General features: G+C 55.8%; 22 protein-coding genes and 1 tRNA gene. 18 read left to right on the top strand and 5 right to left on the bottom strand.

The window, feature by feature from the left end; genetic code table 11:
* Positions 1-9 precede the first annotated feature (9 nt).
* Together AC13DE_RS04800 and AC13DE_RS04795 are read right to left on the bottom strand one after the other, a co-directional pair.
* Complete coding sequence (locus tag AC13DE_RS04800; RefSeq protein WP_483047203.1) at positions 10-1,524, bottom strand: D-alanyl-D-alanine carboxypeptidase family protein; 1,515 nt, start codon at positions 1,522-1,524, stop codon at positions 10-12.
* Between the two features lie 240 nt (positions 1,525-1,764).
* Positions 1,765-2,466 (bottom strand): HAD family hydrolase, encoded by a 702-nt coding sequence (locus AC13DE_RS04795; RefSeq protein WP_483047202.1) that lies wholly within the window; start codon positions 2,464-2,466, stop codon positions 1,765-1,767.
* A gap of 90 nt (positions 2,467-2,556) precedes the next feature.
* Between AC13DE_RS04795 and clpS the strand changes: the two genes are divergently transcribed.
* From clpS to hemF, 4 genes are read left to right on the top strand one after another with little or no spacing between them, the layout of a single operon-like run.
* Positions 2,557-2,898: an ATP-dependent Clp protease adapter ClpS gene (gene clpS, locus AC13DE_RS04790; protein WP_446296571.1), complete on the top strand. Its 342-nt coding sequence runs from the start codon at positions 2,557-2,559 to the stop codon at positions 2,896-2,898.
* 3 nt (positions 2,899-2,901) lie between these two features.
* Complete coding sequence (locus AC13DE_RS04785; protein ID WP_483047201.1) at positions 2,902-3,894, top strand: class I SAM-dependent methyltransferase; 993 nt, start codon at positions 2,902-2,904, stop codon at positions 3,892-3,894.
* A gap of 24 nt (positions 3,895-3,918) precedes the next feature.
* On the top strand, positions 3,919-4,719 hold the full coding sequence (locus AC13DE_RS04780) for an SDR family NAD(P)-dependent oxidoreductase (RefSeq protein ID WP_446296573.1): 801 nt from the start codon (positions 3,919-3,921) through the stop codon (positions 4,717-4,719).
* Between the two features lie 24 nt (positions 4,720-4,743).
* Entirely contained in the window at positions 4,744-5,637 is an 894-nt protein-coding gene (gene hemF, locus AC13DE_RS04775; RefSeq protein WP_446296574.1) for an oxygen-dependent coproporphyrinogen oxidase, read from the top strand.
* Between the two features lie 151 nt (positions 5,638-5,788).
* Here hemF and AC13DE_RS04770 read toward each other — a convergent pair whose 3' ends face one another.
* A complete protein-coding gene (locus tag AC13DE_RS04770; RefSeq protein WP_446296575.1) occupies positions 5,789-6,367 on the bottom strand; it encodes a fasciclin domain-containing protein in 579 nt (192 codons plus the stop codon).
* A 122-nt stretch (positions 6,368-6,489) separates the two neighbouring features.
* Complete coding sequence (hemC, locus tag AC13DE_RS04765) at positions 6,490-7,437, bottom strand: hydroxymethylbilane synthase (RefSeq protein WP_483047200.1); 948 nt, start codon at positions 7,435-7,437, stop codon at positions 6,490-6,492.
* Between the two features lie 107 nt (positions 7,438-7,544).
* On the opposite strand from hemC, the gene hemE reads away from it, so the two are divergent.
* The 14 genes from hemE (at position 7,545) to AC13DE_RS04695 (ending at position 22,353) form a co-directional block, all read left to right on the top strand.
* Complete coding sequence (gene hemE, locus AC13DE_RS04760; protein WP_446313790.1) at positions 7,545-8,591, top strand: uroporphyrinogen decarboxylase; 1,047 nt, start codon at positions 7,545-7,547, stop codon at positions 8,589-8,591.
* A gap of 63 nt (positions 8,592-8,654) precedes the next feature.
* Positions 8,655-8,731 (top strand) — tRNA-Met (locus AC13DE_RS04755).
* Between the two features lie 547 nt (positions 8,732-9,278).
* Positions 9,279-10,313, top strand: coding sequence for a TRAP transporter substrate-binding protein (locus tag AC13DE_RS04750; protein WP_483047199.1), 1,035 nt, complete (start codon positions 9,279-9,281; stop codon positions 10,311-10,313).
* 89 nt (positions 10,314-10,402) lie between these two features.
* Positions 10,403-10,984: a TRAP transporter small permease gene (locus tag AC13DE_RS04745; protein ID WP_446296579.1), complete on the top strand. Its 582-nt coding sequence runs from the start codon at positions 10,403-10,405 to the stop codon at positions 10,982-10,984.
* Position 10,985: 1 nt separating this feature from the next.
* On the top strand, positions 10,986-12,302 hold the full coding sequence (locus AC13DE_RS04740; RefSeq protein WP_446296580.1) for a TRAP transporter large permease: 1,317 nt from the start codon (positions 10,986-10,988) through the stop codon (positions 12,300-12,302).
* A 217-nt stretch (positions 12,303-12,519) separates the two neighbouring features.
* A complete protein-coding gene (locus AC13DE_RS04735) occupies positions 12,520-14,058 on the top strand; it encodes a benzoate-CoA ligase family protein (RefSeq protein ID WP_483047198.1) in 1,539 nt (512 codons plus the stop codon).
* Entirely contained in the window at positions 14,055-14,882 is an 828-nt protein-coding gene (locus tag AC13DE_RS04730) for an alpha/beta fold hydrolase (protein ID WP_483047197.1), read from the top strand. Before AC13DE_RS04735 ends, AC13DE_RS04730 begins: the two co-directional genes overlap by 4 nt.
* Positions 14,882-15,319: a DUF309 domain-containing protein gene (locus AC13DE_RS04725; RefSeq protein WP_483047196.1), complete on the top strand. Its 438-nt coding sequence runs from the start codon at positions 14,882-14,884 to the stop codon at positions 15,317-15,319. The genes AC13DE_RS04730 and AC13DE_RS04725 overlap by 1 nt, the downstream gene beginning before the upstream one ends.
* Before the next feature lie 141 nt (positions 15,320-15,460).
* A complete protein-coding gene (gene boxC / locus AC13DE_RS04720) occupies positions 15,461-17,119 on the top strand; it encodes a 2,3-epoxybenzoyl-CoA dihydrolase (RefSeq protein ID WP_483047195.1) in 1,659 nt (552 codons plus the stop codon).
* A 68-nt stretch (positions 17,120-17,187) separates the two neighbouring features.
* Complete coding sequence (boxB, locus tag AC13DE_RS04715) at positions 17,188-18,639, top strand: benzoyl-CoA 2,3-epoxidase subunit BoxB (RefSeq protein WP_483047194.1); 1,452 nt, start codon at positions 17,188-17,190, stop codon at positions 18,637-18,639.
* 94 nt (positions 18,640-18,733) lie between these two features.
* Positions 18,734-19,912 (top strand): benzoyl-CoA 2,3-epoxidase subunit BoxA, encoded by a 1,179-nt coding sequence (gene boxA, locus AC13DE_RS04710; protein WP_483047193.1) that lies wholly within the window; start codon positions 18,734-18,736, stop codon positions 19,910-19,912.
* Complete coding sequence (locus AC13DE_RS04705; protein WP_483047192.1) at positions 19,913-20,338, top strand: acyl-CoA thioesterase; 426 nt, start codon at positions 19,913-19,915, stop codon at positions 20,336-20,338.
* A gap of 75 nt (positions 20,339-20,413) precedes the next feature.
* Positions 20,414-21,307, top strand: a complete 894-nt coding sequence (locus AC13DE_RS04700; protein ID WP_446313784.1) for a helix-turn-helix transcriptional regulator — start codon at positions 20,414-20,416, stop codon at positions 21,305-21,307.
* On the top strand, positions 21,304-22,353 hold the full coding sequence (locus AC13DE_RS04695) for a 3-hydroxyacyl-CoA dehydrogenase family protein (protein WP_483047191.1): 1,050 nt from the start codon (positions 21,304-21,306) through the stop codon (positions 22,351-22,353). The genes AC13DE_RS04700 and AC13DE_RS04695 overlap by 4 nt, the downstream gene beginning before the upstream one ends.
* Before the next feature lie 48 nt (positions 22,354-22,401).
* On the opposite strand, the gene AC13DE_RS04690 is transcribed toward AC13DE_RS04695, so the two are convergent.
* Positions 22,402-24,069, bottom strand: coding sequence for an ABC transporter substrate-binding protein (locus AC13DE_RS04690; RefSeq protein ID WP_483047190.1), 1,668 nt, complete (start codon positions 24,067-24,069; stop codon positions 22,402-22,404).
* Positions 24,070-24,106: the final 37 nt, after the last annotated feature.

Raw genomic sequence — 24,106 nt, 5'->3', positions numbered from 1 at the left:
GGCTGGTTTTCAGCTTGGCCCAATCATGAAACAATTGACATTGCGCGCAACCAGCCTGCGACAGGCGAGGTCTGCGGTTTCGCGGGTCATACCCAGAAAGTTTGCGTCAAACCCCTGTGGGCGCTGTACAACCTTGCGCAATGTGCCATCCAGCGTCGAAATCTCTGACAGGGCGGTCTTGAGCAATACTTTCTCGGCTGCATACCGGCTTGGATAGCGACCGACGTTGACGCCCCAGTGCCGACCACCCGACGTCGAAACGCGGGTGATAACTTCGGGGGCCGCGGGGACCTTTTTGATCTTGGCGACTTGCGCGACCTTTATCACTTCCGCGGCTGGCTTTGGCTCTGGCTCTGCCGGACGTTGGATAGGGCGCATCGAAACAGCGGCGACCTTTACCGCCTCAGCCTCTGGCGCGGACGGTCGTGGGACAGGTGCAACTGCCTGTACCGGAACTGTTTTTTGCGCTTCCTGCAAGGCGGCGGTAATGTCAGCTTTGAAGATCGGCGAGGTGGCCTGTGGCTTTTCGGCGGTCGCAACAACCACTTCGACAGTTGAACCTGGGCGCAGGTTGGGGCGCTTCGACGAAGTAACCGCGCCCACCACTCGGATGGTTTTGCCAGCAGCGCCGTTAGATGCCATCGGTATGTCTTCGACATCCACGTACGACGGTTTCGCAGGCTTGTGGAGTGGTGCCTTGGATGGAGCACGACGGAAGCCCAGATCCATCAGCTCTGCGACTTTCGCGTTACGCGCCGATGTGGATGTTCCGCCAAACACGGTCACGATCACACGCTCGTTGCCACGCTCAGCCGACGCCACCAGATTAAATCCTGCGGCACGGGTATAGCCGGTCTTGATACCGTCCGCACCTTTGTAGGACGTAAGAAACCGGCGGTTTGTGTGGCTTACCTTGCGCACACCCGCATCCGCTGTGATACGCGAAAACAGGTTATAGTATTCCGGAAAATCGTAAAGCAGGTGGCGACCCAAAATGGTCATGTCATGGGCGGTAGACATATGCCCCGGCTCGGTCAGGCCATGGGCGTTCTTGAACGTGGTATTTTTCATCCCAAGCGCTTTGGCAGTACGGTTCATCCGGCGTGCGAACTTTGCTTCCGACCCTTCGATGGCCTCTCCAATTGCTGTTGCGGCGTCGTTTGCCGACTTCACAGCGGCGGCCCGGATCAAATAGCGCAATGCGATGGTCTGACCGCTTTTCAAACCCAGTTTGCTAGGAGGTTCTGACGCCGCATTGCTGCTGATCTTGACTTTGCTGTCGATCGAAATCTCGCGACGCTTGATAGCCTCGAAAGCGATGTAAAGTGTCATCATCTTTGTCAGCGATGCCGGGTGTAATCGCGTGTCAGCGTTGTTGGAGTGTAAAACCTCGCCCGTGCGGGCGTCTATCACATAAGCAGCATAGGGGGCTGCCATGGCGCTAAGCGGAAGGATCAACAAGACCCATATAGCCGCAAGGATAAATAGCCCATACCGGGCTGGCTGTACACGCCGCGCTCTCATTATAACTGCCTTTGCTCTGCCTCGGACCGCCGATTTTTCGACTGGCCTCTGTTTATTAAGGCTAGCTTACCATAGGTCGAATTTTCGATAAACCCGTTGATATCAATCAACAGTCGAAAAGATAAAAATTGTCAGCGGCACATCTAGGGGGTGCTTACCGCTTAACCACTATAGAAGCGAATGTGGCAGGAATGTGGCGGCAAGTTGCCGCAGTTGTGGCATACCGGTCTGACGAATCCTCTAGATGAGCTTGTCTAAAATCGGCGGCAAATCGTTCAACGCTTCGATTTGTTCATATCTGGTTTCAGGGCCGGGTGCGGGTGCAAATTCAAGTGCCCATGGGGTTCCATTCGAAATGTGCACCCCCCAGCCGCCCGCCGAAATCATCGGAACAATATCTGACTTCATCGAGTCCCCTACCATCATGCCGCGCTCGGGTCCGTCCCCATGCTGATTGAATACGCGCGCGTAGACGTCAGCGGTTTTATCCGAAACAATCTCGACCGCATCAAACATCTGGCGTAACCCCGATTCCGCAAGCTTTCGTTCCTGATCCAGTAGATCCCCTTTGGTGATCATGACCAGTTTGTAGTTTTCCCGCAGCGCGTCGAGCGTCGGCTGAACATATGGCAACAGTTCAACCGGATGGGCCAGCATCTCGCGTCCGGCGCTCAGTATTTCGGCGATGACCCTCGCAGGGACCTGTCCGTCGGTCACCTCGACCGCGGTTTCGACCATCGACAGGGTAAACCCCTTGATGCCATAGCCATAATGCGGAAGGTTCCTTTGTTCTGCGGCGAGCAACCTTTCCATGAGGTTTTCAGGGTCGGAATAATCGCGCAGCAAATCGGCCAACTTGGCCTGAGTTAACGTAAAAAAGCGTTCGTTATGCCAAAGAGTGTCATCGGCATCAAAGCCGATCGTGGTGATCTGCCGTGTCATCTTTGGCACTGCCTCTTTTCTAATTACGCTTTCAGGTTATATAGACCGCTATACGATTCACTTGAAACGACTTCTCACACAGGAGCAGCGATGCGCCTTGATGATCAGATGATGGCTGGCAAAGATCGGGATGACGACGAAACCGATCTGTTGACCAAGACCAAACCAAAAACCAAGCGGCCACCTTTATACAAGGTGCTGCTGCTGAATGACGACTTCACGCCGATGGAGTTCGTGGTACTGGTGCTTGAGCGCTTTTTTGGTCTGAATCACGCGCAGGCCTTTGAAATCATGCTCACTGTTCACAAGAAGGGGCTGGCTGTGGTCGGTGTGTTCAGTCACGAGATCGCCGAGACCAAAGTCGCGCAGGTTATGGATTTCGCCCGGCGACATCAGCACCCGCTTCAATGCACAATGGAAAAAGAAGAATAATACGTGATAGATGCACGATTGCTGCTGGCGCTTGACGGCGACGGTTTGGACCTACCCCCCGAAGGAATAATTGCTGTCTTTCACCCCCCCCTCGATGCGGATTTGCCGGGAATTGATAAAGATCGCATCCAAATCATTCAGGGATTCAAGCCGGATTACGATGCGTGGACGGCACGGGGCTATGACGTCGTGCGTAACGTCAAGGACAGGTACGCGGCCTGCATTGTCTGCCTGCCGCGCGCCAAAAACGAAGCCCGCGCCTTGATCGCCGATGCGTGCGAAGTCTGCGACGGCATTGTGGTTGTTGACGGACAGAAGACCGATGGCGTGGATAGCATCCTGCGCGAGATGCGTACGCGGGTAACGGTGCGCGGCCCGATTTCCAAAGCGCACGGCAAGATGTTCTGGATATCTGAACCCGCAGCGGAATTCTTTGCGGATTGGAAGCAAGGCCCGTCGTTGACGGATGGCGGGTTCTGGACCGCACCGGGTGTCTTTTCAGCCGATGGTGTGGATTTGGCGTCGGCGCTGTTGGTCGATGCATTACCTGAAAACCTGGGCGCAGAGGTCGCGGATCTTGGCGCGGGCTGGGGCTTTTTGTCAGCACATGCGTTGACCCGTGAAACCATCAAGAAGATATACCTTGTCGAAGCAGGACACATGGCATTGGAATGCGCCCGTCGAAACGTGACCGACGAGCGTGCCGAATTTTTGTGGGAGGATGCGACCACCTGGGAGCCTCCGCATCGTATGGACGCGGTAATCATGAACCCGCCGTTTCATATTGGCCGCGCCGCGGAACCGCAGATAGGGCAAGCGTTTGTGGCCGCCGCTGCGCGTATCCTGTCACCGCAAGGCAAGTTGTGGATGGTGGCGAACCGTCATTTGCCCTATGAGGCAGAGTTGAAGACCCGGTTTGTCCATGTCGAGGAAATCGGCGGCGATGCACGGTTCAAACTGTTTCATGCGGCGCGACCCTTGCGAAAACGACGCTAGGTTGTGTGATAAAAGGAACGAGTAATGTCATTTTCCATTTCCGGCAAAAGCGTGATCATCACGGGGGCGGCCAATGGGATCGGCCTGGCTATTGCGCGGCAATTTGCGGATAAAGGTGCGAACGTCATGTGCGCCGACATGGACGAAAAGGCGCTTGCCGATGAGCTGGGTGACGCCAGAGATGAAGGGAATATCCGTTTTTTCGCCGGTGACCTACGGCAGCGTCTGACCATCGCAAACCTTGTATCGGCGACGATTGACGCGTTTGACGAGGTCGATGTTTTGGTGAACGCATCGCGGCAGTTCCTGCCCACGGATGCGTTGGACAGCGACGATACCAGCGTAGAGACACTGTGGCAGGAAAACGTAATGACGGCCATGCAGCTGACGCAGCAGGTGGCCAAGCGGATGATCAAACAGGCTGAAGGCCAATCGGACGGTGCCGTGGGCAGCATTATCAACCTGAGCTCTATTGCGTCGCGTCATACCCGGCCTGAATTGATGGCGTATTCAATGGCAGCCGCCGCTCTTGAGCAGATGACGCGGTCGATGGCGCTTACGCTGGCACCGCATCGCATTCGCGTGAATGCCGTCGCATTCGGGTCGGTGATGAGCGGATCGTTGAAAGCCTCAGTCGCCGACAACCGAGAATGGCGCGATGATATTCGCAACCACACCCCTCTCGGGCGGATTGCGTCCCCCTCTGAGCTGACTGACACGATACAGTACCTGGCTGCGGATAGTTCGAGCTTCATGACAGGAGAGGTCGTGGTGGTTGACGGTGGTCGGTCCCTGCTGGATGCAGCGGGTGCGCCGGCGCATTAAATTGGTAGGACAGGGCGAAAAGATATGAACGACGGTTTCGAGGCAAATAAACGTCGTGCGGCAACATGGTTTCGCAGTCTGCGAGATCAGATTGTCGAGGCATTCGAAGGGTTGGAGCGCGACCACGCGTCGGGCCCGTTGACCAACGAACCACCGGGGGCGTTTGACGTAAGCGAGACCACGCGCAGCAGCAAAGACGGATCAGATGCTGGCGGTGGGTTGATGAGCGTCATGCGCGGCGGACGGGTGTTTGAAAAGGTAGGCGTCAATGTGTCGACGGTTTACGGAACTTTGGGTGAGCAGGCCCAACTGGCCATGGCTGCCCGAAAAGGTATACCCGGAATGCACGAAGACCCGCGATTCTGGGCTTCGGGGATCAGCCTTGTGGCGCATATGCAAAACCCTCATGTGCCAGCCGTACACATGAACACACGCATGTTCTGGACGCCACATGCGTGGTGGTTCGGCGGCGGTTCGGATTTAAACCCATGTATCGAATATGCCGAAGACACGGCGCATTTTCATGACCAGCAGAAACAGCATTTAGACCCGCATGATGGCGCTTTGTATCCCAAGCTGAAAGCTTGGGCGGATGAGTATTTCTATATCCCACATCGACATCGCGCCCGGGGGGTCGGCGGCATATTTATGGATGACCGGTGTTCCGGCGATTGGGAGGTCGATTTCAGTCTGACCCAGGACATCGGGCGGGCATTCCTGCCGGCGTTTGTTCCCTTGGTAAATCGGCGCAAAGGGCAGGATTGGACCCAAGCCGACAAGGATACGCAGCTTATTCACCGGGGTCTGTATGCAGAGTATAACCTGGTCTATGATCGTGGAACCAAGTTCGGGCTGGAAACCGGCCATGATGCGGACGCGGTTTTGATGAGCTTGCCACCGTTGGCGAAATGGGTCTGAACATCGGTCTGCAACGTCGGGTGCGGGAGGGGGCCAGCCCCCGTCCTACGGACTCCCCCGGGATAATGATCCATTTGGAAGATAAACAAGCAGGCCCCTTGCCTGGTTCAGCAAAGGGCCCGGTGGTCAGATAACAGATTTGACCGTTTGATTATTGGCGCGGCAGCATAACACCGTCGATGACGTGGATCAGACCATTGGATTGCTGGACGTTCGCGATCGACACCATCGCACCATTGTCATTTTCGTCTGTGAGAAGAATTTTACCCTCGTCGGTGAAGGACGCGGTAAGGATGCAGCCTCCCAGCGTGGGGATGGCGGTGCTGCCGCCGTTGTCGGTAATCATGTCCTGAAGGGCCTCGGCCATGATTGCTTTGTCGACCACATGACAGGTCAGTACTTTGGTCAGCTGATCTTTGTTTTCAGGTTTCAGCAGCATGTCCACCGCGCCGGGTTCGAGCCGGTCGAACGCTTCGTTTGTAGGTGCGAAAACAGTGAATGGACCGGGGCCAGAAAGAGTGTCTACGAGCCCGGCTGCCTTGACTGCCGCGACAAGTGTTGTGTGGTCCGCGGAATTCACTGCGTTTTCGACGATGTTCTTGTCGGCGAACATTTCTGCCCCACCAACCATATTGTTCATGTGGTTCATGGAATGTGCATCAGCGAATGCGGCACCGGCTGTGAGTGCCAGTGCGGCGGTCGCCGACATCATTTTTTTTGTGAAAGTCATGGTAGGCTCCTGAGTTTCGAATACGTGACCTTAATGATCATGCTGAAGAAACGTGAGCCTGGTCACAAAGTTTCAAACTTTGTGATTTATGCGATGCATTGTTGGGAAAAGCGTGGTTTCAGTCACCCGCGCCAATCAAAAAAGTGCGGACCCGCTTGCGCCAGCAGCTCGCTGGCGAGGTCGATCCCCATTTGCCCTCCCTCGACGATTGGTCCTGTACGATGCCCGCTTATGACTTCAGACCCGTCGGGGCGGAGCACTTCGCCCTGCAGATGCAGCGTGTCACCGCTGAGCGTTGCGAGACCGGCGATCGGGGTCTCGCACGAGCCATCGAGGGTTAGAAGAAAAGCCCGTTCGGCGGTCAGGCGCTGGCCTGTGGGGATGTCGTGGATAGCGGTCAGCATGGCCTCGGTGTCGATATCACCGGCACGTCGCTCGATGCCGATGGCTCCCTGCGCCACGGCGGGCAGCATATCCGTGACCTCGACCGGGGTGGCCGGTACATTCTCCATGCCGAGTCGGTTTAGCCCCGCCATCGCAAGAAAGGTGCATTCGGCCACACCATCGGCGAGTTTTCTGAGGCGGGTTTGGACGTTGCCGCGAAATTCCACCACGGTCAGGTCGGGGCGGCGATGCAGCAGTTGCGCGCGGCGGCGCAGGCTGGAGGTTCCGACGACGGCGTTATGGTCGAGCTGGTCCAGTGAGGAGAGGGTCGAGGCGACAAACGCATCGCGTGGATCTTCGCGCGGCAGAAATGTGTCAAGCAGCAGGCCGCCCGGCTGAATGGTTGGCATATCCTTCATGGAATGCACAGCGATGTCGATCTTGCCGGCCAATAATTCTTCTTCGATTTCGCGGGTAAACAGCCCCTTGCCGCCGATTTCTTTCAGCGAACGGTCTTGGATGAGGTCTCCGGTCACCTTGATGACCACAATTTCGAATGCGGCTTGCGGGATTTCGAATGCGGCGGCAAGCCGTGCGCGCGTTTCGTAAGCTTGGGCCATAGCAAGCGGCGAGCCGCGAGTGCCGATGCGCATTGGGTTTTCGGGGGTGGGCAGATTCAGTTGCATGGCCCTTCTTTAGGACGGAGAATTTGATCTGACAAGCGCCAGCAGTGCCTTGACATCCAGCCGTTACATCTTGACCTAAGAGAAAAGCCACATTGATGAGGATGACCATGTCGCAGAACACCCCTGAAACGAAAACCGTTCTGCGTGCGCTCGCAGGTGAGACCCTGCCTACTCCTCCGATCTGGATGATGCGTCAGGCGGGCCGCTATCTGCCGGAATACAAAGCGACGCGCGCGCAGGCGGGCGATTTTTTGTCACTTTGCTATAATCCGGATCTTGCCACCGAGGTGACGTTGCAGCCTATCCGGCGCTATGGTTTCGACGCGGCAATACTGTTCGCCGACATCTTGCTGGTTCCGCAGGCTCTGGGGGCGGATCTGTGGTTTGTTACCGGCGAAGGCCCGCGTCTGTCGACGGTTACGGTGCAAGCCGATTTCGAAAAGCTCAAGCCGGTGGAGGATATCCACGAAACGCTGAACCCGATCTATCAGACTGTCCGCAACCTTGTCGGGGCCTTGCCACCGCAAACCACGTTGATCGGCTTTGCCGGGGCACCTTGGACTGTGGCGACTTATATGATCGCGGGAAAGGGCACCAAGGACCAAGGTCCAGCGCATCTGCTGCGAAATGAAAACAATGAGCTGTTTGAGAAGCTGCTGGATCTGATCACAAAAGCCACGATCGAATACATGTCTGCCCAGATAGAGGCGGGCGCGGAAGTGATGAAAATTTTCGATAGCTGGGCAGGGTCGCTGCCGGGGGATGCGTTCGATAAATACGCCCTGGCCCCGGCGCGCGAGATTACCCAAGAGCTGAAAAAACGCCATCCGGGAGTTCCGATCATCGGCTTTCCCCGGGAAGCCGGAGAGAAATATATCGGTTTCGCGAAAAAGACCGGCGTGGATTGCGTGGCGCTGGATAACTCTGTTTCGGCGGAATGGGCTGCACAGAATGTGCAGGTCGATGGGTGCGTGCAGGGCAACCTTGCGTCGACGCACATGGTCACCGGGGGGCAGGCATTGGTCGACAATACACGCGCCATCGTCCAGGCATTTTCCAAGGGCCCGCATATTTTCAACCTGGGTCATGGAATCACGCCAGACGCAAATCCCGACAATGTCCAGCTGATGATTGACACTGTGCGCGGCGGGTAATTGAAATTAGATTGGCTTTGGCTCTTGACGGGGGCCAAGGCCTGTCATACTCCACGCGCCGATGGCGTTATAGCTCAGTTGGTTAGAGCGAACGACTCATAATCGTTAGGTCCCTGGTTCAAATCCAGGTAACGCCACCATCACCCCCCTATCATGTTGGCAGATTGCTTTGTCGTGGATGTACCATTTGAAAGTGGTGCCCCCGGTTTTGAGCATTATAATGCTGGGAGATGTTTTTGGGTTTGACGGTTGCAAAATATGCCGGGAATACTTTGTGATATCAGCGATTTCAGCGAGGGGGCACAGTAAGGCATATGGCGAGCCAAACGGCACCTGGCAGGCTTTGGTGCGAAATATAATGACAAAGATTGCCATATCACCTAACCGTTTATCGCAGCGGACAGGAGTGTAACTTGATCTAATTCAAGAGTTTCTGTCCGAGGGTGAGGGAGACCAATGAGATTTCGGAGCAAGGCACCTGTGGGTTTATGAACCGTGCCTTCTTGACGGGTCGCATGAACCGGTCGGGCGAAAAATTGTGGGTGTGATGTGGTGAGCGCGAGGAGAGTTGTGGATTGGATTGCCAGCGTTGATTGATGATACGTCTTTCCGGATGTCAAAATGTACAATGGCTTATAATCGACACCACTGAAAAATACCGTCTATAAAAAATAAAGGGAGAAGATGATGATGAACAAAAGAGCCTTTATGGGTATTGCGGGCGCGGCGCTGGCAATAGGTCTGAGCGCCACGGGTGCTTTTGCCCAGGAAGTAACACTGCGCATGCACCAGTTTCTGCCGCCGCAAGCCAATGTACCCAAATTGATTTTGGACGTTTGGGCTGACAAGGTGGAAGCCGACAGCAAAGGTCGGATCAAGATCGAGCGTTACCCTTCGATGCAACTGGGTGGCAAACCGCCAGAGCTTATGGACCAAGCAATTGACGGGGTTGCCGATATTGTCTGGACTGTGGTTGGATATACGCCAGGGCGCTACCCTTCTACCGAAGTGTTTGAATTGCCGTTTATGGTGAAAGACGCCAGGGCCGCCAGTTCTGCTTATTGGCAGATGTTTGAAAAGCACATGAAAGACACCGAATTCAAAGATGTTCATATTCTGGGCACATGGGTTCACGGGCCTGGCATGCTGCATACCAACAAGGAGGTTCGGTCACCGGACGACATGCAGGGTTTGAAAATCCGTGGCGGGTCGCGTCTGGTGAATGAACTGTTGGAAATTATGGGCGCTACGCCCGTGGGCATGCCTGTCCCTGCGATCCCCGAAGGTTTGTCCAAAGGCGTCATCGACGGTACAACCATACCTTGGGAAGTTACATCGGCGCTTAAGGTCCCGGAGCTGGTCAAGAATCACACCGAATTTACCGGTGCTGCGCTTTATGACCTTACATTCGTGCTGGCCATGAACAAGGACAAGTACGAAAGCCTGCCCGATGATCTGAAAAAAGTGATCGACGATAATTCGGGTCTCGAGTTTTCGATCTTTGCCGGTGGTACGCAGTCCGATGCCGATGGCCCTGCACGTCAGGCCGCTCTCGATATGGGCAATAATATCATTACTCTGAACGAAGAAGAGACACAGGTGTGGCGCGATGCATCCCAGCCGATTTACGATAGCTGGGTCGCGGAAATGAATGACAAGGGAATTGACGGTCAGGCGCTGATCGACGAAGCCCGTTCCTTGATGGACGCCTACGGCAAGTAAGCGGCGGGTCTTGACCCGAGGTCTGCGGCGCAAAGTGCTGTGCCGCAGACAATTTCATCCCAACGATCTTCAAACTAAAGAGAAATTGCATGTATCGGCTGACCCAGTTCCTTGCCGTAGTTACCGCATTGATCGGGGGCTTGGTTTTATTGACCTTGGTCTTGATGACTACCGCCTCCATTATAGGTCGGTTCATCAACGGAATGTTGCACGGCGATTTTTTTCAAGGCGCTCTTAACACGCTGGCGCAGGCAGTGCTGGACCTCGGCATTGGCGAGATCAACGGCAATTATGAGCTTCTGGAGGCCGGGGTGGCCTTTGCGATTTTTTCGTTCCTGCCGATATGCCAATTCTACGGATCGCATGCCAGTGTCGACGTATTCACCGCGTTCTTATCCCGGCGCACCAACCGCTGGATCATCGCCTTCTGGGAGGTCATCTTGACCGCGGTCACATTTTTGATCATCTGGCGGCTTTACGAGGGTATGCAACGCTATATCGGAAACGGTGAAACAACGCTGTTTTTGCAGTTCCCCGTCTGGTGGGCTTACGCCGCCAGTTTTGTGTCCGGGGTCGTTGCGTGCATCGTTGCGATTTATTGCGCTGTAATCCGGATCGTTGAAGCGGTGCGTGGCGTATCCATCCTTCCCAGAGAACAAGGGGCACATTGACGTGACCAATCTCGAACTAGGCTTTTGGTCATTTCCGGTCCTGCTCTTGATGATCTTCTTGCGTGCTCCGATCGGGCTTGCAATGTTGCTATGCGGGTTCGGGGGCTGGTTTCTGGCGATGGGAGGAAACCCCACGCCACTGCTGGCCAAGCTGAAATCAGAAACATACACAACGTTCTCAAGCTATTCGCTGAGCATCATTCCGATGTTTCTGTTGATGGGCCAGTTTGCAACCCTATCTGGTATGTCATCGGCCCTGTTCAAGGCCGCCGAAAGCTTTCTGGGCCACCGTCGCGGTGGCGTGGCGATGGCGGCCGTCGGGGCTTGTGCAGGTTTCGGCGCGATCTGCGGCAGTTCGCTGGCAACGGCGGCGACCATGTCGAAAGTGGCGCTGCCGGAATTGCGCCGCTATGGCTATTCTGGCGGGTTCTCGACGGCGACGCTGGCCGCCGGTGGTACCTTGGGTATTTTGATCCCGCCCTCGGTAATTCTTGTGATTTACGCAATATTGACCGAACAAAACATCGCCAAGCTTTTTCTCGCCGCGTTTCTGCCCGGTGTTCTTGCGGCAATTGGCTATATCATCACCATTTCGATCTATGTGCGCGTAAATCCCAAGTCAGCAGGTACGCGTCCGGCGGTTCCCATGCGCGATCGCTTTCGCGCCCTGGCAGATACTTGGCCGGTGCTGGTGATCTTTTTTATCGTCGTCGGCGGGATCTATCTGGGATGGTTCACACCGACAGAAGGCTCTGCGATAGGCGCGGCAGGCACAGGATTGGCCGCGTTGCTATCGGGAAGCTTGAATTGGGCGTTGCTCCGCGAAAGCCTGCTTGGCACCGCCAAGACCACCGGCATGATCTTCTTTATCGTACTCGGGGCGGGGTTCTATAACGGTTTTCTGGCTTTGTCCGGTGTGCCGCAGTTCATGGCCGATTGGGTCGTGGGGCAGGGGTTTAGCCCCTGGTTCGTTCTGACCATCATCCTGGTGTTCTATTTGATCTTCGGGTGCCTGATGGACAGTTTGTCGATGATCCTGTTGACCGTCCCGATCTTCTTTCCCGTGATTTCGGCAATGGATTTCGGGATGAGCACAGAACATCTGGCGATCTGGTTCGGCATCCTTGTATTGATCGTGGTCGAGGTGGGGTTGATCACCCCGCCGGTTGGAATGAACCTGTTCATCATCAACTCGATGGACCGTGAAACACCAATGACCGAGACCTATAAAGCAGTTATGTACTTCGTAGGATCAGACATCGTGCGCGTGATCATTCTGGTGATGTTCCCTGCAATAACACTGTTCTTGCTGCCTTGACGGTCTTTTGCGTTCGGTAACGACCAATCCGTTGACCGACGCGGGTCCCTGTCTCGGTCGATATCGACCGAGTAAGCTTGGTCGCAACGGTATGCGAGTATGACGACCCGGCATCTATTTCCGTCATTTGATGCAGTAAAATGCCGAATGTCGCTGATCGTCTTGCGACTTTCGCTTTGTGGCGCACAATAAAGCATCCGAGTTTGGGAGGACTACGATGATCACCGCAACCGCAAATGCAGCTACGTACTTTGTAGACCGCCATCCCGAAGAGGGACGTGGGGCCAAGACAGCTTACCGCGAGATCGGGTCGGGTCGCGTGCTGACCTATGACGGGTTGTTTCAAGGGGCGGCGCAGGTTGCAGGAGCATTTGCCAAGGCTGATATCCGCGCCGAGGAACGTGCCGCAATGCTGGTTCTGGATCAGATCGAGTTTCCCCAGATATTTTGGGGTGCGTTGAAATGCGGTGTGATTCCGATCCCGCTGAACACACTGCTTGCGACTTCGGTATATGATGCAATCCTTCGCGATGCACGCGTGGCCATCCTTTTCGTTTCCGCTCCGCTTTGGGATGTCGTGAAAGGCGCAGTCGAAGGCAACCCGTACTTGCGCCATGTCGTGGTGATCGGTGACGCGCCTGATGGGACCACCGATTTCGACAATTTCATTGATGGTGCTGCGGCAAGGGATACGTTGCCGGTATCCCCCGATGAGGTCGCGTTCTGGCTGTATTCGTCCGGTTCTACAGGTCAGCCAAAAGGCGTGGCGCATGTACATTCCGCTTTGCGAGCAACGTCTGACACCTATGGCAAACAGGTGCTTGAAATAGAAGAGAACGACGTTGTGTTTTCAGCGGCCAAATTCTTTTTTGCATATGGTCTGGGCAACGCCATGACCTTTCCCCTTTCGGTAGGGGCGACAACTTTACTGTTTGACGGGCGTCCTACGCCTGATGACATGGTCAATACGTTGACGGCGGAAAAGCCGACCGTTTTCTGTGGTGTCCCCACGCTATATGCCGCAATGGTGGCGCATATGGACAAAAGCGGCCCTGTGGACGCGCCTTTGCGTACCTGCATTTCAGCCGGTGAAGCCCTGCCCGAAGAGGTCGGGGCAAGGTGGGAAAGACATACTGGCTGTTGCATTCTGGATGGTGTCGGTTCTACAGAGATGCTGCATATCTTCTTGAGCAACCGAAAAGATGACCTTGTGTATGGCACGTCGGGGGTTGCGGTTCCGGGCTACGCACTGCGCCTCGTGAACGAATTCGGCGAAGAAGTAGGCCCCGGTGAGGTCGGCGAATTGCTGGTGAACGGTGCCTCGTCGGCCAGTTGCTACTGGAACCAGAGAGAAAAGTCGCGAACCACCTTCGAGGGTATCTGGACCCGTACCGGCGACAAGTACGAGATGCGCGATGACGGACGCCTGATATATTGCGGGCGTACCGATGACATGTTCAAGGTATCGGGCATCTGGTTATCACCGTTCGAGGTAGAGGGCGCGCTGGTCAGTCATCCGCGTGTTCTGGAAGCCGCCGTCGTTGCCGCAGAGGATGAGGAAGGGCTGGAAAAACCCAAAGCCTATATCGTCCTGAAAGAGGGCACCGCCGACGAAGCCTTGCTTGCCGAGTTAAAAGAGCACGTCAAAAACAAGATTGGAAAGTGGAAGTACCCACGTTGGATCGTACCCGTTGATGAGCTGCCCAAAACCGCAACAGGCAAAATTCAGCGGTTCAAATTACGAGAGGAAAAATGATGAGCATCATCTGGTCTGATCAAGCGGGTTTGCGGCTGAAGGCAGGGGGGAAATCGCTGGAATATGCGGCCTGGGGGCCCGAACCGTCTGCCGCTCCGACGATTGTTCTGCTGCACGAAGGGTTGGGGAGCGTGGCGCAATGGCGTGATTTCCCACAACAATTGGTCGATGCCACTGGTTTCGGCGTGCTGGCATATTCGCGCGCTGGTTATGGGGCATCTGATAGTGTCGAGCTGCCACGCCCGCTGGATTATATGACCCGCGAAGCGACCGGCACAGTAAAAGAGGTGCTGGATACGGCGGGAATTCAACAAGCCGTCCTGTTGGGACATTCCGACGGTGCTACAATCGCTGCGATTTACGCGGGGTCGGTGTCCGACATGCGGATCAGGGCGCTTGTATTGATGGCCCCACATTTCTTTACCGAACCTATTGGGATTGCCGCCATCAAGGCGGCGGGTGATGCATATGCCAACGGCGATCTGAAGCAAAAGCTTTCGAAATATCACGCCGATGTCAATGTCGCCTTTCAGGGGTGGTATGGTGCGTGGACGGATCCGGCATTCGAGTCATGGAATGTGGCGGACGCCATTGATCACCTGCGCATCCCCGTGCTGGTAATTCAAGGGCGTGACGATCCCTATGGTACCTTGGCGCAAATCCAAGAGATCGAAACACGGATTTATTCCCCCATCGAAACCGCAATACTCGACGGCTGCCGCCACGCGCCGCAGCAGGATCAACCTCATGCTACCTTGGAGGCTATCCGCGAGTTTTGCGCGCGTCTGGACAGGATGGAACGGGAAGTCGTAAAGATCGCCTGATGTGCAGGACCACCATCTCTTTTCCCCCGTACGCTTATGTACCGGGGCATAATGCCCGCCATCCTGAAGGCTGGTTTGACAGGGTCAAAGCAAGTGTATCAAGTGATGTGGCATTGTCGGAGCTGGACCGAACTCAGGCGTGGCAAGCGGGGCTCGCCTATTTCGACGCTGGTTATTTTTGGGAATGTCACGAGGTTGTCGAGGCCGTTTGGCTACGCACCCCCGAGGGAACGGCAGAAAGAGAGATGGCACTTGCCTTGATCCAGCTCGCCAACGCCCGGTTGAAGCTGCGGATGCAAAAACCCCGCGCTGCTGCCCGGTTGTGTGACATGGTAGAGCAGCACTTGAACAACTGCCCAAATGATCAACCGGTCCTGGGTCTGACGGTGGGCGATATGCGGGCAAGAGTGCTGGTAACGCGGGATAGCCGGACGTAGGCACTATACTGCAATATTGCTGGTTAATTGGATGGAAATCGTGAAATGAATTGGCATTATCGTGCCATTAATGCGATTGATAATTGCAAAGGCCAGTTTGGCCCCGTTTTCAAGGCGCGAGCCTGATCAAGGAGATTGCTCATGACCAAGATCATAAACTTTCAAACGGACCCATCGGCCTATCGCCATTGGAAAGTCGAATACGACGGGGCGGTAGCCAATCTGTATATGGATGTCGATGAAACCGCCGGATTGTTCGAAGGTTATGAACTGAAACTGAATTCCTATGATCTGGGTGTGGATATCGAGCTTGCCGATGTTGTTCAACGTATGCGGTTCGAACACCCCGAGGTAAAAGTTGTGGTGCTGCAATCCGCCAAAGACAAGGTTTTTTGCGCCGGTGCCAATATCCGGATGCTGGGCGGCGCCGCTCATAGCCACAAGGTCAACTTCTGTAAGTTCACCAATGAAACCCGCAACACATATGAAGCGGCTTTGGCCGACAGCGGTCAGAACTATATCTGCGCGGTCAAAGGGGCCTGCGCGGGCGGGGGGTACGAACTGGCGCTGGCGTGCAACTACATCATGTTGACGGATGACAGCACGTCCTCGGTCTCCTTGCCCGAAGTTCCCTTGCTTGCGGTTCTTCCCGGTACCGGTGGGCTGACCCGCGTGACGGACAAGCGCAAGGTGCGCCGCGACCGCGCTGATGTATTCTGCTCGATCGAAGAGGGCGTGAAAGGCAAGCGTGCGAAAGACTGGCGTTTGGTGGACGAAGTTGTCGCCAATTCGAAGTTCGACGAAGCCGTGGCTACGCGTGCCCGCGAGATGGCAGCGAGCTCGGGCAAGGCGGATGTTTCGCAGGGTATCAAACTGACGCCGATTTCCCGCGACTTTGCTGAGGATGCGATCACCTACTCCACCGTAGAGGTGACGCTCAACCGCGCTGAGAAACGTGCAACAATCGTGATCAAGGGTCCGGAGGAGGACGCTCCGGCGGACACGGATGCATTGACCGCCGAAGGGGCAGGCGCATGGATGTTGCGCTGCGCGCGTGAACTGGACGATGCGATTCTTCATCTGCGCAATAACGAAAAGGAACTGGGCCTGCTCGAATTCCAGACCCATGGCGACCCCGAACTGGTGGTTGCGCACGAGGCCCTTTTGTTGGCCAACAAGGATCACTGGCTCGCCAACGAGATTCTCCAATACTGGAAACGAGTGCTGAAGCGGATTGACATGACCTCGCGTAGTCTTGTGGCGATCGTCGAACATGGCTCGTGCTTTGCAGGGCCGTTGGCGGAGCTGCTGTGGGCGGTTGATCGCAGTTACATGATGCTTGAAGAATTCGAAGGCGATAACCGTCCTCTTGCAACTGTCACGCTGACCGAAGGGAACTTTGGTACGTACAAGATGGGTAATGATCTGACGCGGCTTGAAACCCGCTTTCTTGGCACGCCCGAAGATATCGCCGCGCTGGAGGGTCTGAAAGGTCAGCCCTTGGAAGCCGACAAGGCAGACGAGGCGGGTCTTGTGACATATGTTTATGACGACATCGATTGGGAAGACGAAGTGCGCCTGTTCATGGAAGAGCGGGCCAGCTTCAGCCCCGATGCAATGACCGGAATGGAAGCGAACCTGCGCTTTGCCGGCCCCGAAACGATGGAAACCCGCATTTTCGGCCGTTTGACCGCTTGGCAGAACTGGATTTTCCAGCGCCCCAACGCGGTCGGCGAGGATGGCGCACTGCAACGCTACGGTACCGGAGTACGCGGCGATTATAACATGGAACGCGTGTAACGGGCGCGGATTTCGCAAAGAATCCGTCCCAAAATCTATCCAGATTTTGCCCCCTGAGGAGGAAACCAATGCTCGACCTGATCAACGTAAGCTACGATACCCAGATCCCGAATAACGTAAATCTGAGCCAGGACAAAAAGGTTCTGAAGGCGCTGGAAAAATGGCACCCCGGATACATCAACTGGTGGAAAGACCTGATCCCGCAAAACTTTCAGGATTCGATGGTTTACCTGCGCACGGCTGTTTCCGTCGACCCGAAAGGCTGGGCAAAGTTTGATTACGTGAAGATGCCGGAATACCGCTGGGGCGTTTTGTTAGCCCCTGCTGTCGAGGATCGCAAAATTCCGATGGGCGAACATTTCGGCGAACCGGCGTGGCAGGAAGTGCCCGGTGAATATCGCAACATGCTCAAGCGTCTGATCGTGATCCAAGGCGACACCGAGCCGGGATCGGTTGAACAGCAACGCTTCCTGGGGCTTACTGCGCCGTCCCTGTACGATATGCGCAATCTGTTTCAGGTCAACGTGGAGGAGGGCCGCCATCTTTGGGCAATGGTCTATCTGCTGCAAAAATACTTTGGCCGAGATGGCCGCGAAGAAGCGGATGACCTGTTGGTGCGGTCGTCTGGCTCCGAAGACAGCCCGCGGATGCTGGGCGCGTTCAACGAAGAAACCCCGGATTGGCTGTCGTTTTTCATGTTCACCTACTTCACCGACCGTGACGGTAAGATGCAGTTGGAAAGCCTCGCACAGTCTGGTTTTGATCCGCTGTCACGCACCTGCCGTTTTATGCTGACCGAAGAGGCCCATCACATGTTCGTTGGTGAAACCGGCGTTGGCCGCACCATTCAGGCGACGCTCGAGGCGATGAACAAGGCGGGCATCACAGACCCTTACGACATAAACAAAATTCGCGCACTGGGTGTTATCGACCTGCCGACGATCCAGAAAAAGCTGAATTTGCACTATACGTTGTCGCTTGATCTTTTTGGGCAGGAAGTGTCGACCAATGCTGCCAACGCCTTCAACTACGGGATCAAGGGGCGCTATATGGAGCAGCGTATCGACGACGATCACAAGCTGCAAAATGACACCTATGCCGTGGCCTCGATCAAGGACGGCAAAATCGTTACCGAAGATGTGCCGGCGCTGACTGCAATCAACATGCGCTTGCGCGATGACTATGTGCGTGATGCCGCAGGCGGCGTGGGGCGGTGGAACAAGCAAATCCAGAAATCCGGCGTCGAATTCCAGTTCAAGATGCCGCACGAAGGTTTCCATCGCCAGATCGGCGTGTTCAGCGCCGTGGCCGTGGACCCAGACGGAAACATCATATCGGCGGAAGAGTGGCACAAGCGCCGGGACGAATGGCTGCCGACGAAAGCGGATGGCGACTATATCCAGTCGCTGATGAAACCATGCTATGAACCAGGTCAATATGCCAGCTGGATCGCCCCGCCAAAAGTTGGGATTGATAACAAGCCGGGCGACTTTGAATACGTGAAACTGCACATGGCATGAGGCGTAAGGCAGGTTGAATATGACCTGCGCAAAGAACAAGAATGGGTGGGCTTTGGTCCACCCATCCGCACATTAACCCGCAGGAGCCGCCGTCATGAACCAGCCCGTCAAACAGCACCTCATTGATCCGGAAATCTGCATCCGCTGCTATACCTGCGAGATGACCTGCCCGATTGGTGCGATTGAACATGACGACAATAACGTCGTCGTAAATTTCGACGTCTGCAATTTCTGTATGGATTGCATCCCGGTCTGCCCAACTGGTTCTATTGACGAATGGCGGATTGTCGATACACCCTACACCTTGGAACAACAGTTCGAAATGGACGAACTGCCCGAGCAAGCAGACATCGAAGCTGCACCCCCGTCGGGCGATGAAAACGCCTCAGACCCGATAGCGGCCTTGCTGGCCGAAGCGCATAAAGGCGCGGGCGGTAAGGCCAAGGCCCCCGTGACCGCCAGCAAACCTACGGTGAATATGTATAACCTTGGCAAACCCGCCAAGATGAAGGTGCAAGGCAACTATCGCCTGACGGATGACCCTGATCATGACGTGCGTCATATCATTCTTGACCCGGGGGCTTTGCCGTTTCCAGTGCTCGAAGGGCAATCTGTCGGGATAATTCCTCCCGGCACCGACACAGAGGGCAAGGCGCATTTACCGCGTCTCTATTCCATATCAAGCCCCCGCGATGGGGAGCGACCCGGCTATCACAACATATCGCTTACCGTGAAACGCGAGCAGCATGGTATGGCGTCAAATTATCTGTGTGATCTGGAGACCGGAGCCGAAGTTAACGTGACCGGCCCTTTCGGGGCGACATTCCTGATGCCAGGCGCGTCGGATGCGCACCTGCTGCTGATCTGTACGGGCACCGGCTCTGCCCCGATGCGGGCCTTTACGATGCAGCGCCAGCGCAGTGGCGCGACAGGTGGAATGACGATGTTCTTTGGCGCACGCACACCCAAGAGCCTGCCGTATTTCGGGCCGCTCAAGAAAGTGCCGGCAAGCCTGATGACCCAGCATCTGGTGTTCAGCCGTGAAGAGGGCAAGTCCAGAGAATATGTACAGGACCGTATCGTTGCGGAACACGATGCTGTGGCGGAATTGCTGGCTGACAGCCGTACCCACATCTATATCTGCGGCCTGCGCGGGATGGAGGAAGGTGTCGAGAAGGCGCTAACCTCAATTGCGGAAAGCATGGGGCAACAATGGACGTCGTTACGCGATTCCATGCGCGACGAGGGGCGTTACCATGTGGAAACCTATTGAATGACCCAGACGCCGTTTGTCCATGAGATCCGCGTAACCTGGGGTGACTGCGACCCGGCCCAAATCGCCTATACCGCGCGGCTGCCATGGTTCGCCCTCGATGCCATCAACGCGTGGTGGGAAGAGCATTTTGACGGTGAAGGTTGGTTCCAGATGGAAATTGACCGCAATATGGGCACCCCGTTTGTAAACCTGTCGATGGACTTTCGCAGCCCGGTCACACCGCGCCATCGTCTGCTGTGCGAAACCTATCCGACCCGTCTTGGAGACAAGTCGATCACCTTTGGCGTGAAGGCGTATCAGAACGACGTTCTGTGTTTCACGGGCAGTTTTACCTGCGTATTCACCCAAGCTGACGTGTTTAAAAGCATACGTGCCCCTGATCGCATTCGCGATGTGGTTGAGCCGCTTATCCGTTCGGACTAATGCATTTTTCTGCGAAATGTGGTTGTGTGTCGCTTACGGTGCGAATAGTTTTGCATTATCCTACACAAAGCGAGCATGATGCGAGATACCGAACATCCTACCTTAGCGGGCCAAGAGCTGATCCAACGTTTGGCGGTCCGGGTAAGGGAAGCGCGCAAATTGCGTGGTTTACCGCGTCGCGTACTGTCTGAAATGTCCGGCGTGTCGCCGCGATATCTTGCACAGCTTGAAGCAGGCGAAGGCAATATTTCCGTCATATTGCTTCAGCGCGTGGCGCAGGCATTGGATGTCAAAATCGAAATGCTTTTATCGGAACGCCCACCCTGGGATCGCGAGGTCGAACGGGTCGCTACGCTGTTCGCCAAGGCGCCACAGGATATTCAGCGACAGGTTTATGCGACGCTGACCCGGCAAAGCCCGACAGCACAGCGCGCAGGAAGGATCTGCCTTATCGGTCTGCGCGGTGCGGGCAAATCCACGTTGGGCAAGCTTGCAGGTGCCGCTTTGGGGCTACCCTTTGTCGAATTGAACAAAGAGATCGAGGCGGCGAGCGAGATGCCCATCGCCGAAGTCATGGCGCTTTATGGGCAAGAAGGCTATCGCGAGATGGAGGCCGAAGCGCTTGCGCGCGTGACCGAACGGCTTGACCGGATGATCCTGGCCGTGGCCGGAGGGGTGGTGGCAGACCCTGCGACCTATGCGCGGCTCCTGCAACAGTTCCACACGATCTGGGTCTACACGAGCCCATCTGAATACATGCAGAGGGTCCGGGCGCAGGGTGACGTACGCCCGATGGAGGGAAACCCGGCGGCGATGACCCAGCTCAAGAACCTGTTGGATACACGCACCCCGCTTTACGAACGTGCGGATGCACAGATCAATACCTCAAATCGCCCTGTAAAGGCTTCGCTGGAAGATCTGTTGAAGATCATTCACAAGCGGCATTTCCTGGACGTGCCAACGGCGTGACGACACTGTCTTTGCCGCACGTCTTGTATGATTTGGGCACCACCTCACTGAAGCTGATAGAGGCATTGGTCGCAGCAGGGCGAACGGTGGTCGTAGTCGAACCCAACCCGCATGATGCAGCGCGCATGGGCGATATAGTGCAGCGGCGCTTGCGGGACGCTCATGTGACTGTGGGCACGGTGATCCCCGACAGATGCGCAGGGTTCGTCTGTCGCGGCTGTGATGTTACCCACGCGCCCCGGAAGACGCTGATTGTGGTGGTGGACGGGCCCGAGATACTTGGTGATGGATCCCGTCCGCTCGAGACTGTAGCGATGGATGTTTCGCACATGAGCATGGTCGAGGTTGCCTTTGGCGCTGCGTCCCAAGCCACGCGCAGCGCTGCAATAGACCTGATCGGGTTGCTCGGGTGCGCCTGTTCGGTCAGTCAACGCACGGACGTCTTTGAAGGGACAATCCTGCAAGACGCAGCGCTGGCGATGATTGATCGGTTGACGCTTGTCGGATGTCTCCCATGGGAATTGGATGAGGCGCTGGAACAGACAGGGTTCGCGCCGGGAATCTTGAAAGCACAAGATGATGTTGGGCTTGAGGTTGCCTTTGGACGTCGCCAGGCAGGAGGTCAGCACCTGTTGGTCGCCGACCGTATGGTGCGCGAAGGGCGGTTGGGGCGATCGGTCGGGGTGGGGTGGTATCGTTATCCGGGCGGCGGCGGCGCAGTGGTTGATCCCTTGATCGAAGATCTGATCGTCGAGGAGGCTCGTTTTGCCGGCATTCGGGCAGTCCCGATGACACCGGCACAAGCAGCAGAGGCTGTATTGTTAGGCATGATCAACGCGGCGGCCAAGCTTGTGTCAGAAAACATGACCAGAGAGAACCTTGACCGGCTTGCGTTGCACAAGATTGGTCTGGCGAACATGCATCAACGTGCCGCCGAGGTCAGTCTGAGCGTGCTCCGTACCAAGCTTGGAACGCTAGCAAGAATTGATGCAGACCTGTGGGGACCGGCGGATAATTTGACAAGGCTTTTGAAGACCTCGCCATAAAAAAGGGCCGCAAGATGTGCGGCCCTTTCCCAATGGATGGAAGTAACTCTACATTGTCCACGCGATACGCGCGGGGTGAAATTCAAAGCCAATGTGGTGCTCGGCACCGACCAGCCCTTTTTTGGTGTGGTTGAACAAGGACCGCCAATAGGGTTGAATCGTGACACCTTCATTCTGAATCATCGCCTCACCTTTGGCCATGATCGCGCGGCGTGCTTCCACGTCGGCAACTGACAGCGCTTTGGTCAGCAAAGCATCGAATTCGGGGTTGGCCCAACCGAATTCGTTCCACGCTTCACCGGAACGATACGCCAATGCCCAAATCTGGACACCCAAGGGTCGCGGGTTCCAGTTGGTGGAGGAAAACGGGTATTTCGTCCAGTCGTTCCAGAAGGTGGAGCCAGGCAGGATCGTCCGCTTTACCTTGATACCCGCGTCACGCAATTGCGCGGCGACCGCATCAGTGGTGTCTTTGCGCCACGCGTCATCAATCGAAAATAGCTCGTGTTCGAAGTCACCCATGCCTGCTTCGTCCATCAACGCCTTTGCGGCAGCGGGGTCGACCTGGCGCGGGGGAAGCTCTGCGTATTCGGGGTGCATCGGACCAACATGATGGTTTTCTGCCACCAGACCTCGGCCTGCGTATCCCAACTCCAGCAGAACCCCGTTGTCGACGGCCATGCTAAGCGCTTTGCGTACCCGTACATCGGCATAGGGTTTCTTGCCGTCAACTTCTGCAAGCTGGTTCGGACGGATTACGATGGTAGCCGCTGTGGCTATCTCGTTTTGATTCCAGCCATCCAATGTGCCGAATACGTCGATGAACTCGCCTTCGATGGAATAGGTCGCATCAATTTCCTCTGCTTCCGCAGCCGCGACAAATGCAGACGGATCAGTGCCATAGTCGATGTATTCCAGCCGGTCTATGTATGGACCGCCGTAAACTTCGGTTCCCCACCACTTGTGATCGGTATTTTTCACAAGAACGCTTTTTACACCGACCTCAAGCGACTCTGGCAGATATGCGCCAGTGCCAACGGGATTTTCCAACATGGTTTCGGCATCGAACCCTTCGGGCACGATGGCCGCAGGATAATCGGCCATACCGGGGATCAACGTGATGTCAGGGCGCGGCAGAGCAAGCTTGACTGTGTGGTCATCCACAGCGGTGATGGCACCGTCGATCGCCTGGCCGGTTTCTTCGTCAATAAGCGTTGCAAAACGGCCAGCCATCGAATTGCCTTCTACCGATTTGTCGCACCAGCCGACAATATTGCGGACAACATCGGCAGCGGTGAAGGGGGTCCCGTCATTCCAAGTGACACCCTTTCGTACATTCAGCGTGTACTCTGTTGCGTCATCATTGATTTCCCAGCTTTCCAGCAAAGCAGGGGTAAACGTGCCGTCATTTTCCCAAATCGCAAGGTACTCGAGCCAGCCTCTGGAGAAATTGGCGATCTGCGACCAGTCATAGGTGCGGGGGTCCTTAAGGGCGCGGACCTCCATCTGCATGCGTACGGTGCCGCCTTCCTTGTGCGCTGCTGCGAAAGCAGGGGCCGGCATGCCGATCATCGCATAGGCCGTTGCCGTCGTGGCACCAAACGCGCTTGCAAGCGCCAGAAACTCGCGGCGGTTTACGGGATCTCTCTTGGCTGCTTCCGCGGAGTCCAAGATAGATTTAGGTAAAGGCTTTCCGGTACGGGTCAAAAAACTCATGTTCTTCCTCTCTGTTGGAATGACGTGCCTTCTTGAA

Source organism: Sulfitobacter sp. L-8 (assembly GCF_056859255.1).
The sequence above is the reverse complement of the archived record's forward strand: the minus strand, read 5'-3'. Positions and strand labels throughout refer to the sequence as shown.

What these genes read in the sequence shown, in the direction of transcription:
- AC13DE_RS04690 (WP_483047190.1), bottom strand. Translation starts at nt 24,069, where the DNA reads ATGAGTTTTTTGACCCGTACCGGAAAGCCTTTACCTAAATCTATCTTG.
- AC13DE_RS04705 (WP_483047192.1), top strand. Translation starts at nt 19,913, where the DNA reads ATGACCCAGACGCCGTTTGTCCATGAGATCCGCGTAACCTGGGGTGAC.
- AC13DE_RS04745 (WP_446296579.1), top strand. Translation starts at nt 10,403, where the DNA reads ATGTATCGGCTGACCCAGTTCCTTGCCGTAGTTACCGCATTGATCGGG.
- AC13DE_RS04800 (WP_483047203.1), bottom strand. Translation starts at nt 1,524, where the DNA reads ATGAGAGCGCGGCGTGTACAGCCAGCCCGGTATGGGCTATTTATCCTT.
- AC13DE_RS04795 (WP_483047202.1), bottom strand. Translation starts at nt 2,466, where the DNA reads ATGACACGGCAGATCACCACGATCGGCTTTGATGCCGATGACACTCTT.
- hemF (WP_446296574.1), top strand. Translation starts at nt 4,744, where the DNA reads ATGAACGACGGTTTCGAGGCAAATAAACGTCGTGCGGCAACATGGTTT.
- boxC (WP_483047195.1), top strand. Translation starts at nt 15,461, where the DNA reads ATGACCAAGATCATAAACTTTCAAACGGACCCATCGGCCTATCGCCAT.
- boxA (WP_483047193.1), top strand. Translation starts at nt 18,734, where the DNA reads ATGAACCAGCCCGTCAAACAGCACCTCATTGATCCGGAAATCTGCATC.
- AC13DE_RS04725 (WP_483047196.1), top strand. Translation starts at nt 14,882, where the DNA reads ATGTGCAGGACCACCATCTCTTTTCCCCCGTACGCTTATGTACCGGGG.
- AC13DE_RS04730 (WP_483047197.1), top strand. Translation starts at nt 14,055, where the DNA reads ATGATGAGCATCATCTGGTCTGATCAAGCGGGTTTGCGGCTGAAGGCA.
- AC13DE_RS04780 (WP_446296573.1), top strand. Translation starts at nt 3,919, where the DNA reads ATGTCATTTTCCATTTCCGGCAAAAGCGTGATCATCACGGGGGCGGCC.
- boxB (WP_483047194.1), top strand. Translation starts at nt 17,188, where the DNA reads ATGCTCGACCTGATCAACGTAAGCTACGATACCCAGATCCCGAATAAC.
- AC13DE_RS04735 (WP_483047198.1), top strand. Translation starts at nt 12,520, where the DNA reads ATGATCACCGCAACCGCAAATGCAGCTACGTACTTTGTAGACCGCCAT.
- clpS (WP_446296571.1), top strand. Translation starts at nt 2,557, where the DNA reads ATGCGCCTTGATGATCAGATGATGGCTGGCAAAGATCGGGATGACGAC.
- AC13DE_RS04700 (WP_446313784.1), top strand. Translation starts at nt 20,414, where the DNA reads ATGATGCGAGATACCGAACATCCTACCTTAGCGGGCCAAGAGCTGATC.
- AC13DE_RS04750 (WP_483047199.1), top strand. Translation starts at nt 9,279, where the DNA reads ATGATGAACAAAAGAGCCTTTATGGGTATTGCGGGCGCGGCGCTGGCA.
- hemE (WP_446313790.1), top strand. Translation starts at nt 7,545, where the DNA reads ATGTCGCAGAACACCCCTGAAACGAAAACCGTTCTGCGTGCGCTCGCA.
- hemC (WP_483047200.1), bottom strand. Translation starts at nt 7,437, where the DNA reads ATGCAACTGAATCTGCCCACCCCCGAAAACCCAATGCGCATCGGCACT.
- AC13DE_RS04770 (WP_446296575.1), bottom strand. Translation starts at nt 6,367, where the DNA reads ATGACTTTCACAAAAAAAATGATGTCGGCGACCGCCGCACTGGCACTC.